Consider the following 11,022-nt stretch of genomic DNA (forward strand, 5'->3'; position numbering starts at 1 on the left):
GGCCTCTTTTTAGCGGTACCTTTTAGCGGTACCTGTGCAAGGTTCATTTATGACAATTCACGGCGCTGGATAAACAATCAAGGGGGTATCGACAAAGTGTTATACAGTCGATACCCCCTTTCTACTTTATGCAATTGTAGTGTATTATCTGAGTAGTGTCTTGCACAGGTACCTACAAAGAGGTACTTATAGATGGTGCCTAAATAAAGGGACCGAAATGAAGGTTGGAATGGGTGTTGTTGAGGTTTTTGACTATTTGGATAGTCCCATCTGGTATACTAAATACGTTCATTAATATTTTAAGAAGGTGTCTATTTGTTTAAAGAATTCCTAATCGCTACCTATTTGTTTCTAACAAAATCAGTCTTCGCGATTGCTAAGCTCTTCCCCATTCGGAACAAGTTCGTTTTTGTTTCTAGTTTTGGGGATAACGTCGATTATGTGGCGCGTGAGGTTCTTCGTCAGCAATCGGCTGATGTGGTGATTTTGCGGTCACGTAAAAGTAATTATTCGTTTGGTCAGTTGGATATAGATGCGCGACGAATCATTTCTTTTGATAGCTTGAATATAATTCAGTATGTGAAGAGTATTTATCATTTGGCGACAGCTCGGCATGTTTTTGTTGATAATTATTTTGCATTTTTAAGTGTGATGAATTTTAAGACTGGTGTTGAGTGTATTCAACTTTGGCATGCTGCGGGGGCTGTGAAAAGGTTTGGAATGGAAGATCCGACTTTTTATGACCGGACTGTTTCTGCACAGAAACGATTCAAGAAAGTGTATGCGCGGTTTGACAAGGTTGTTGTCGGATCTGATGCGATGATACCTGTTTTTAAAAAGGCTTTTAATATAAAAGATGAGCAATTTTTGAAGACCGGGATTCCACGGACGGATTTTTTCTTTGATGAAGCGGCAAAGTCTACTGCGATTAGCGAGGTCTATGCTGCCTATCCGGAGATTGCATCGAAGAAGGTTATTTTATATGCACCTACGTTTCGCCGTGATGAGTTGGAAGGTCAGGAAATTGGACTTGAGGTTGAGAAAATGACAGCCGAGCTAGGACCTGAGTATTTGTTGTTAATACGCATGCATCCGGCTGTTAAAATGAATTTTGTGGACACTGGGTTGGCTGGTGTACTTGATGTTTCGGCGTATCGAAATGTCAATCATTTGTTGTTGGTGACGGATTATTTACTCTCTGATTATTCGTCGATGCCGTATGAGTTTGCGTTATTGAATCGTCCACAGATCTTTTTTCCGTATGATTTGGAGTCTTATGAGGAAGAAAGCGGCTTTTGGTCTTCTTATGACGAAGTCGTTCCGGGACCCATTGTGCAATCGACGGATGAGATTATCGAATTAATTCGCCAGGATGATTTTGATCTAGAAGAGATTGCTGCGTTTTCTAGTCGATGGAATCGCTATTCTGCGGGAAGATCTGCGCGTGAGCTGGTTGATTATTTAAAGAAATAATAAATATCTATCTAAAGGGGGGCAATCAAATGAAAAGGATAATATTGTTCTTAGTTCTTTTGTTTTTAGTTGGCTGTTCTGATAAAGAAGTGGTTTCTGTACCGGATGATTTTTCTGGAAAGGCGACAACCGAAGTGTCTTACCACACCCCTCCCTCCCGAATGACCATCGGCATGATCGGGGACATATTATTGCATAATCCGCTATTCACATACGATGATTATGCCTATTCATTCGCGGAAGTAAAGGATTCTCTGGAGTCAATTGATTTTTTATTGGCCAATCAGGAGTCGATGCCTGCGGGGGATATTTTCGACTATAGTGGGTATCCGGCTTTTAATAGTCCAGCGCATATCATTAAAGGGTTGCAAGATGTTGGTGTGGATATGGTTTCGATTGCAAATAATCATACGTTGGACCGTGGGGAAAAAGGGACGTTGGCGGCGATTGAAAACATTAAATCTTATGACATGCCTTATGTCGGTGCGTATACGTCCTTTGAGGATCAAGACGAGCTGCGGATTATGACCGTAAATGACATTACGATTGGTTTTTTAGCGTATACGTATGGGACGAACGGGATTCCGACGCCTGAGGGGAAAGATTATTTGGTTGCGCGAATTGATCCGAAGCGTATTTCACGTGAGGTTAAAGCGATGAAAAAGTTGGTGGATGTTGCGGTTGTTTCGATGCATTGGGGAAATGAGTACGAGCTTTCTCCCAACCAAACGCAGAAGGACCTGGCACAGGTGATTGCGGATGCGGGTGGAGATATTATTTTCGGCCATCATCCTCATGTGTTGCAGCAGTTCGATTTGTTGGAAGGCGAAAATGGTAATTCGACGCATGTTTTTTATTCGTTAGGGAATTTCTTTTCAGGGCAAAAGTTTGAGTATACGGATATCGGCGGCATTGCGCGTTTAACTGTGGAAAAGAATCCATCGAATGCGGTTTCCCCAATTACAATTAGTGAACCTTCCTTTTTTCCGACGGCTGTTGTGAAAGATGCGAAGGGTGTGTTTCGAGTTGTGCCGCTGAAGAGTGTCGAGGCGGAAAAGATTGTATCGAATGATTGGGTCATCGATCATATGAATGCTGTCCTATTCGCGGAGTAAGCTGTCGAACTCACACTATTTGTAATATAATTGTAATGAAAATGTTCTTGTTAAATTTTCCTTTTGAGGTAGAATGAGAGAATGATAGAGATATCGGAAAATTTATGAGGGGGAACATGATTGAAAAAAACCGTTTTTTCTGTAATGGCAACTACTGCCCTTGCAACGATGATTGCTGTTGGTGACGCGGATGCTTCAACAGATACATACAAAGTAAAATCTGGTGACTCCCTATGGAAGATTGCCTTGAATCATAATGTTTCTGTTAATAATATAAAAGCTTGGAATAATTTAAATGGGGATATAATCTTCCCGAATCAAAAACTTGTTGTGACTGCGGGTTCGACGGCAATAACTACGCCGAAGGCACCAGCTGCTTCAGCGCCTGTTGCGACGACGAGCAGTACGTACACGGTTAAACGTGGCGATACGCTTGGCGCGATTGCTTCAGCTCATAAAACGACCGTTGCGAAGTTGGCGTCGTTGAATAATATTAGAAATGTCAATGTCCTTAGTATCGGACAAGTGTTGAAGGTTGAGAATGCAAAGGCTGGAACGACTCCGCCTGCACAAACAAAACCTAATGTGACAGCGCCTGCTAAACCGGCGGCCCCTTCTACTAAGGCGACGACGTATACAGTTGTGCGCGGCGATACGCTTTCGCATATTAGTGCACGTTTTGGTGTGCCAATTAGCGAGATTATGAGAGCGAACGGCATTACGTCACATATCATTCATGTCGGTCAAAAACTTAAGTTGAACGGCGGTACGGATAAGGTTTCGAATCCTAAACCGACTACACCTCCTGCATCTGCTTCGGGTATTAGTGCTTATCCAAACGTTATAGCTACAGCGCAATCTTTGCGCGGTGTTCCTTATGTATGGGGCGGCCAGACACCTAGCGGGTTCGACTGCAGCGGGTTCATTCACTATGTTTATAATAAAGCAGGCGTTTCCATGACGCGTACGAATTCGATTGGCTATTTCAGCAGATCGTTTTATATCGACAATCCACAACCGGGTGATTTGGTATTCTTTAAAAATACATACCAAAAGGGTATTTCTCATTTGGGCGTTTATTTAGGAAACGGGAACTTCATTCATGCGGGTTCTAAAGGTATTGCGATTAATAATGTAAATGATGCCTATTGGAAAGATAAGTTTGATAGTTATAAGCGATTTTATAGTGTTGCTGATTGATTAAGTGAAGGTTATAGAGGTTCATGGACGGGTGATTCCGTTTGTGGGCCTTTTTTTGTGGTTTATTTGTGGGGTGGGTTGTGGGTTTGGTCGTTTCAGCGTATGCTTTGGTCGTTTGAGTACACTCATTAGTCGTTTGGAGTAGGCTTTGGTCGTTTGGGTACACTCATTAGTCGTTTGGAGTAGGCTTTGGTCGTTTGGGTACACTCATTAGTCGTTTGAAGTGGGTTTTGGTCTTTTCGCCGGCAATTTTATTGTTTAGTGGCGTTGGGAAGTATGCACAAGTGGATAAGTTTTGCGCGCATAGTATGTACCGGCTTCAACAATTAAAAGCATTTTTTTGTTTTCTTGAACCTATTCATGTATAAAAATATGGCTTTAGTCGTTTAGACGATGGTGTTGATCGTTTAGGGAACCACTTTGGCCGCTTTGATGGTGGGTTTGGTCGTTTCGAGGTGTGCGATGCTGGCGTGGAAGGATTTACACGGTAAATTGTAGGTGCAAATCCTTCCCCAGTCAAAATCCAATTTTTGCCCACTCGAATAATGAGCCGGGATCGGATTTTCGGTCGGGTGCATATTCATCGTGACCAATTATATGTTCTCTATCATTCTTTACTGCTGGGTATCTTTTAACTATGTCAGTGATTAAATTATGTAGAGTTTCGTACTGTGCTTCGGTGAATCCAATATGTGACTCGGGAATTAATTCATAATCCTCGGTAGGTAAAATTGAACTCATTTCTTCTTTTGTTCCAATTGCCATCATTTCGATTCCAATTGAATACTTATTTAGCTGATCTTCATAGTGTGGAAAGTTCTTTAAATTACCTTTCCCCGCGTGATAGGCAATGCGATTCTCTGGTACCAGAAGATAGATTTCGCCTTCTCTTCCGATTATATAATGGGCTGAAACGCCGTAATCGATGAAGATTTCACGAACATCGTTAGCGTTATAAGGGTCCACAGGATTTTCAGCTGCATTACTTGTAAAATGAATCATTACTTTTGTGATTGGTGTGGTTCTCTCTTCAGAATTTTTCAGTGGAAGAAGGTAATTAATCGTTGGTAGGCTCGTTTCTGTTATCGGATAAGCAAGTATTTCTACTTCTTTACTTGGTACGATTTCATGAGAGCAGCCCATGATGATTAATAACAGTGTGATTAAAACAGTATATAGGGTTTTCTTCATTTACTATCTGAGTCCTTTCTATTAACTGTTTTAATGAACCTTTTTGCAACTTAGGTAGGAATATCACAATTAACTTTAACTATACAACGTTGTCTGGAAACTAGACAAGATTTAGTGTGGATTCGTCTCTGGGGTTATTCGTGAGGGTGGGTTTGGTCGGCTAGACGGGCGCTTTGGTCGTTTGGAAGCGGGCTTTAGTCGTTTCGACGGGTGGATTGGGCGTTTGAGCGGCGGCTTTGGTCGTTTCGTTGTTTTATTGGTAAAAAATGAAAAAGGAGACTATGCCGTTTTGGCATAGTCTCCTTTTCTGTTTTAAGCTGTTCCGATTAGTACACCATCGCTATCGAAGTGATACATTTTCCCTTTAATCTTCACCCAACCCGTTTGCATAACGCCTTTGTTGTCGGTGTAGTAAGTGTTTCCACTGTCGTAAATCCAACCGACTTGCATTGCACCGTTGTTGTGGTTGAAGAAATATCTGTTCGACTGATGATCTACCCAACCGGATTGTCTAACGCCGTCATCGTTGAAATAGTAAGTGTCGCCTTTGATTTTCAACATGCCGGTTTGTATAACGCCTTTGTTGTCGGCGTAGTACGCATCGCCATCAACGAAAATCCAGCCGGTTTGCATGGTGCCGTTGTGGATGTTGAAGTAGTATTTGTTCGATTCATACTCCACCCAACCAGTCTGTCTGACGCCGTTATCGCCGAGATAGTAAGTGTCGCCTTTTACTTTTACCATACCCGTTTGCATAACGCCTTGGTTGTTAAAGAAGTACCATTTAGACAGGATTTCATACCAGCCTTTGACTTTTTTACCGTCTGAATCTAGATAATACGTTTTACCGTCTTTGTGGAACCAACCAACGTCGCCTTCATTGGCACCGCCGCCGTCATCAATCGATTCGACTGTAATTCTGCCGTCTGCTTCTTGTCTTGTTGTATTGCCAGCTGCGTCTGTTAATTCTACAACGATGACTGCTCCGTCAACAGTGATATTCGGAACAACCCATGTTGTGCTGTAAACGCCTGGTGATACTTCTTCGATTGGCAAGCTTGTTGAAGACTGTAAATTCAATTGTGCCGGAATTTGTACAGTAAAGCTTGCTGTTCCGCCTTCTGCATCACTTGTGAATGAAATGTCTACTTCATCGCCAGGATTGACTGTTTGATTGGCTGATGGTTGTAGATTTTCGATTGTCGGTGCATTCCACTTTGCTGTAACCGTAACTGATTTCGTCTCAGTGTTTCCAGCTAGGTCGTATGCGACGACTGTGATTTCATTCGCGCCTGCGTCTAGAAGAATTCGTTTCGAGTAGTTGCCTTCGTTAACAGCTACTTTCGATCCGTTCACTTCGACGTAGTCGAGATTTTCGTCTGCTGCAGTTCCTTCAACAGTGACTGATTCACGGTTCGTGACGTCTCCGTCTACTGGATTCGTGATTGTTAATGTCGGCTTAACTGTATCTAGCGTGATGGTTACTGGTTCGGATGAGCCAGCTGCATCTCCGTTAAATAGTGTTGTGGCCACAAATTCGTTATCGCCTTCTGTTAAGTTTGTCTCGATTGAGAATGCGCCATCGTCACCAATTTCAGCTGTCGCGACTTCTTCGCCGTTGTTGTTCAGCTGGATTGTTGTTGTTGGTGATGCTTCTCCTTCGATTGTGACTGTTTCTTCATTCGTGATATAGCTTTCTTCTGGTGTCGTAATGACCGGAGTCGTGATTTCATAATCCACGCGTGCACGGATCATGTAGTTCCCTTCTTCTGCTGGTGCTGCTGACCAAGTACCGCTAACAAACTGGTAACTGCGTTTTGCGTTCGGACTGTCTTCATCCGTTGCAAGACCTGGTGTATTCGGATTTGCTCTTGTTTGAATGTAAACCATGTAGAAATCGCCATCGACAATGATGTTGTGATCTCTTAGGTCTACCGTTGTCCATGTGCCGTCACGTAATGCCGTGCCGTCGATTGGACCTGCTAATTTCGTGCCAGGCATGCCATCTGCACCTGCATCCCATACTTCGACTGCAAATTCAGTTCCGCCTGGTACTGGCCATTCTGTATCCCAGAAACGGAATACGCCGTCCGTTACGATTGCAGAATCTCTTCCTTCAGGTAGAGACATTTTAACTGCCCAACCATTTCCTGCATCGTAGAAAGCACGTGCGTTTTCACCAGTTCCATCGTCATAGCCAATTTCGCCGCCTGGATACGTGTAATACGGATCAAGCTCGACATTGACTTCTGTCGGATCGGAACCGATGGTGATTTCAACTTCTTGACTGTGGAAATTAAGCGCCATTACTTTTAGCGTATAGCTTCCTTCGTACGCAGTCAGTGAGAAGTTTCCATCTGCATCTGTTTCTACTGGTTGAACATTTGCATCTTCGATTAGTAGAAGTGTTGCATCTGCGATTGCGTTGCCTGTTTCACTGTTTGTAACTTGTCCAGTGACAGTGCCTTGATCCAGCTCATCTAATGTGAAATTAGCAAGTGTTTCTTCGCCGTCCGCGATGGATACAGTTTGTTGTTTCGTTTCGTATCCGTAGGCTCCTGCTTCCACTGTGAACTCTCCAACTGGGAGTGTAAGTCTATAGGATCCGTCAGCCGGATTCGTAAAGACAGTTCTTCCGTTTTCGAGAACAGTAACTTGTGCGCGAATTGGAAGTGCTGTTGGTGCTGTATTTTCTTTTCCTTTTTCAATGCCTACTTTTTCTTTTCCTAATTCAATTCCCAATTTATTGGCAGATGCCTTGATAACGCTCATTGACGAGGCTGTTGTTTGACTTGATGTGTTGGAAAGACCTACATCATCAATATACCAACCCGGTCGGACGACGCTGCCATCAGAGAATGCTTCGAAACCGACATAGACGCGTTGACCGCTATATGCGGAAAGGTCGATTTCTATATCCGTCCATTCTGTTGTCACGCCTTGGAATTTTTGTAGTCGATTCCAGGTTACTTGATCCGTGGAAATCACGACATGACCGTAATCCCAAGCTGTGCCCGATGTAGATTGCTCGAAGTTATGCCAGTTCTTGAATGTCAGGAAGGCATCTCCTTCAGGCAAATCGATTGCAGGCATAACTAGTGTTGCGTTCATATTCGCTAGATAGTCGCCTGCTAGGTTTGTTGCATAAACATTTTCACCGGATGCTGCCCCGTTTGGACCGGATGTCGGAACGCCCATTGCCCAAGTGTTGTTCGCTCCGAATGAATACCAACCCGACGGTGAGCTTTCAAAGTCTTCAAAGTACCCGACTGTGATACCTGGTATTACTTCGACTGTATGTTCTTCAGTTGCTACGACGTTCCCACCGTAGTCACTTGTTTCGAAGTAGTAAGTGATTGATTCGCCGGTAATTTGATCTCCAGGAATTGTTGCGCTGAATGTTCCACTTAATTCATTTCCGGATTCTTGTGTCGCTTGAACTTCTTGCCAAGCGCCGTCTGCATCTTTGTAATGAAGATTCACGTAAGAAATTCTCAAATTATCGGTTACGTTTGCTTTCAGTACTAAATCCATTTCAGAATAAACTTGTCCGGGTGCTGTGTGGTTAATGACTGGTGCTTCGCTGTCATCGCTGTATTGCGAAGTTTCGGCTAAAGCTACATCGTCAATATACCAACCTTCTCGTACGACGCTTCCATCGGAGAACGTATGGAAACCAAGGTAGACCCGTCCACTGTATTCTGATAGGTCAATTTCAGTTGCTTGCCAACCATCTGACAGGCCTTGGAACATTTCTAGGTTTGTCCAATTCTCGCCGTCTGTGGAAATGACGACATGGCCATAATCCCATGCTCTTCCTGCTGTTGATTCTTCAAAGTTATGCCAGTTTTTGAACTGCAAGAAGGAAGGCCCTTCTGGTAGATCTACTGGAGGCATAACAAGCGTTGCGTTCATGCTGCTATTGTAAGTTCCAGCTAGATTTGTCGCATAAACGTTTTCACCTGAATAGGCTTCACCTGGTCCGGAAGTTGGTGCGCCCCATTGCCACGCATCATTTGCTCCCTCGGAATACCATCCAATTGGTGCGTAACTAGCATCGAAGTTTTCGAAATAGCCAGTTGTGATGCCACCTTTAACTTCAACTACGTACTCGTCACTTTCAACTGTGTTTTGTCCGTAGTCATTTATCACCCATTTGTATGTGAATGAAGGACCCGTGACGTCTCCACCTGCAACTTTAACTGCGTAATCACCAGACTTATAGTCTCCTGATTTACGTGTTGCATCTACAGTTGTCCAATCATTACCGTCTTTGTACATCAGTTGAACGCCGGTAACGCTGACGTTATCGCTGACAAAGATGGATAAGTTAAGGTCCATGCCCTCGTATGTTTCAGCCGGTGCGCTATGTTCAAATGTTGGCGCTTCAGCATCTTCACCGTCTACCATAACTTGTCCTGTTAACGTTCCAAGCCCATCAAGGATTGACGATACCGCTTCATACGCATCGACAAGTCCGTATCCATACGCGTGGTTTGGCGACTCAGGATATTGGGAATCTGTTAAAGGAGTCGTTGTATCCAGTAAGATTTGTTCCATTTCATCAACGGATATGTCGGCATTGACTTGACGTAACAATGCTGCGACCGCCGCTACTGCAGGGCCAGACATTGACGTTCCGTTCCATCCGCCTTCATAACCGCCACCTGGTACGCTTGAACGAATATTTACGCCAGGCGCTATGATATCCGGTTTAATCTCGCCATATGGAGAAGGTCCTCTCAGCGAGAAACTTGCTACTTTGTTGTTGATATCTGTTGCACCTGTTGCAAAGGATTCAGGATAGTTTGCCGGTACAGCAACTGATCCTGGTCCGCCTGGATTTGACAGCGTTGTATTCCCAGCTGAGAATTCAGGGAAGATTTCTGCTGCGCGCCAAGCTCTAACCGTGTCGCGATACCATTCATCGAGACCTGGTCCACCGCCCCATGAGTTGTTTACAACGTCAGGCGCCATGTTCACATCGCCGCCCGGTGCGATAATCCATTGTGCAGCGTTCAATAAAATCGCATCGGTCGTGCTGCCCGCTGCGTTAAATACTTTTGTTGCAATCCATTTGGCACCTGGCGCTACCCCTACCTGGTTCGATCCATTTGGTTCGCCACCGACCATTGTTCCGGTTACATGCGTTCCATGTCCGTGGTCATCAAATGGTACAGCTTGTCCAGTTGAAGCGTCAAACCAGCTATACTGGTGATTTGCTGTGCCAGTGCTTGCATCATAGCCGCGGTATTTTTCTTTTAATGCTGGGTGATCCCACTGAACACCCGTGTCTAGACTTGCAACTACAGTTCCCGATCCGTCAATGCCGAGCGCCCAAGTCTCAGGTGCTTTCACACGTTCGACGTTCCACTCGACGTTTGCAAGTTCTGATTGTGGTGCAACTTCATCAGCTTTTACAATCGTTTCATGTAATTGACGTTCTTCGTTTGGTAAGATTTTTTCAACTTCCGCAAAAGCTGCAATATTCTCTGCAACTTCTTTTGTTGCTGTTACTGCCATTCCGTTGACGATAAAATATGAATTGAATTCATCAACATTGCCGCTCGCCATTTCGCTTTCCAAATACTCGACAACGCCTTGTTGTGATTCAATTGAAACGGATTTTAGATCCGACACAACAGCTGAGCGCTGTTGAAATTTCGCGTCATGCGCGGACAATTTATTCTTGCTTGCATTTTTCCGGGCTTCTTTTGCAACTTTTGCCGAATCTGATGACTCTTTAAACTTTACGAGAAATGTTGTTTTTTCTTGTTTTTCGAATTCGCTTAGTAAACGTTTGCCCACTTTTTCTTTTGCAGTAGCTTGGGTTTCGTTTACAGACTGATGCAATTTCCCACTTGGTGACGCTGCTGATGCAAATCCGGGCGTGATTAATGAAAGAACCATAAGAAAAGTGGCGAATATACTAAATGCCCTTTTCTGAGCACGATTTTTGTTCCTCAATAAGATTTCCTCCCTTTTTTACAATGATTGTGAGACTGTTGTGTCTGTTTATTGTTTGTTGGTAAGTTTTTTTGAG

The 11,022-nt window shown here is 43.8% G+C and carries 5 protein-coding genes; 3 read left to right on the top strand and 2 right to left on the bottom strand.

Annotation, left to right across the window (positions count from 1 at the left end; genetic code table 11):
- Window positions 1-315: 315 nt before the first annotated feature.
- The 3 genes from J4G36_RS10980 to J4G36_RS10990 all read left to right on the top strand — a co-directional run bounded on the left by J4G36_RS10980 (window position 316) and on the right by J4G36_RS10990 (window position 3,788).
- The gene (locus J4G36_RS10980; RefSeq protein WP_210470038.1) at window positions 316-1,473 is read left to right on the top strand and encodes a CDP-glycerol glycerophosphotransferase family protein; all 1,158 of its coding nucleotides are present in this window, start codon (window positions 316-318) and stop codon (window positions 1,471-1,473) included.
- Window positions 1,474-1,502: 29 nt separating this feature from the next.
- Window positions 1,503-2,588, top strand: a complete 1,086-nt coding sequence (locus J4G36_RS10985; protein ID WP_210470039.1) for a CapA family protein — start codon at window positions 1,503-1,505, stop codon at window positions 2,586-2,588.
- 120 nt (window positions 2,589-2,708) lie between these two features.
- On the top strand, window positions 2,709-3,788 hold the full coding sequence (locus tag J4G36_RS10990; RefSeq protein ID WP_210470040.1) for a C40 family peptidase: 1,080 nt from the start codon (window positions 2,709-2,711) through the stop codon (window positions 3,786-3,788).
- Between the two features lie 516 nt (window positions 3,789-4,304).
- On the opposite strand, the gene J4G36_RS10995 is transcribed toward J4G36_RS10990, so the two are convergent.
- Together J4G36_RS10995 and J4G36_RS11000 are read right to left on the bottom strand one after the other, a co-directional pair.
- Complete coding sequence (locus J4G36_RS10995) at window positions 4,305-4,979, bottom strand: N-acetylmuramoyl-L-alanine amidase (protein WP_210470041.1); 675 nt, start codon at window positions 4,977-4,979, stop codon at window positions 4,305-4,307.
- 312 nt (window positions 4,980-5,291) lie between these two features.
- Window positions 5,292-10,946, bottom strand: a complete 5,655-nt coding sequence (locus J4G36_RS11000; protein WP_210470042.1) for a S8 family serine peptidase — start codon at window positions 10,944-10,946, stop codon at window positions 5,292-5,294.
- Between the last annotated feature and the right edge of the window lie 76 nt (window positions 10,947-11,022).

Source organism: Sporosarcina sp. 6E9 (genome assembly GCF_017921835.1).
In the GTDB taxonomy this organism is placed as follows: domain Bacteria; phylum Bacillota; class Bacilli; order Bacillales_A; family Planococcaceae; genus Sporosarcina.

Excerpts from the sequence above, each read along its gene's own strand:
- J4G36_RS10985 (WP_210470039.1), top strand. The coding sequence starts at position 1,503 with ATGAAAAGGATAATATTGTTCTTAGTTCTTTTGTTTTTAGTTGGCTGT.
- J4G36_RS10995 (WP_210470041.1), bottom strand. The coding sequence starts at position 4,979 with ATGAAGAAAACCCTATATACTGTTTTAATCACACTGTTATTAATCATC.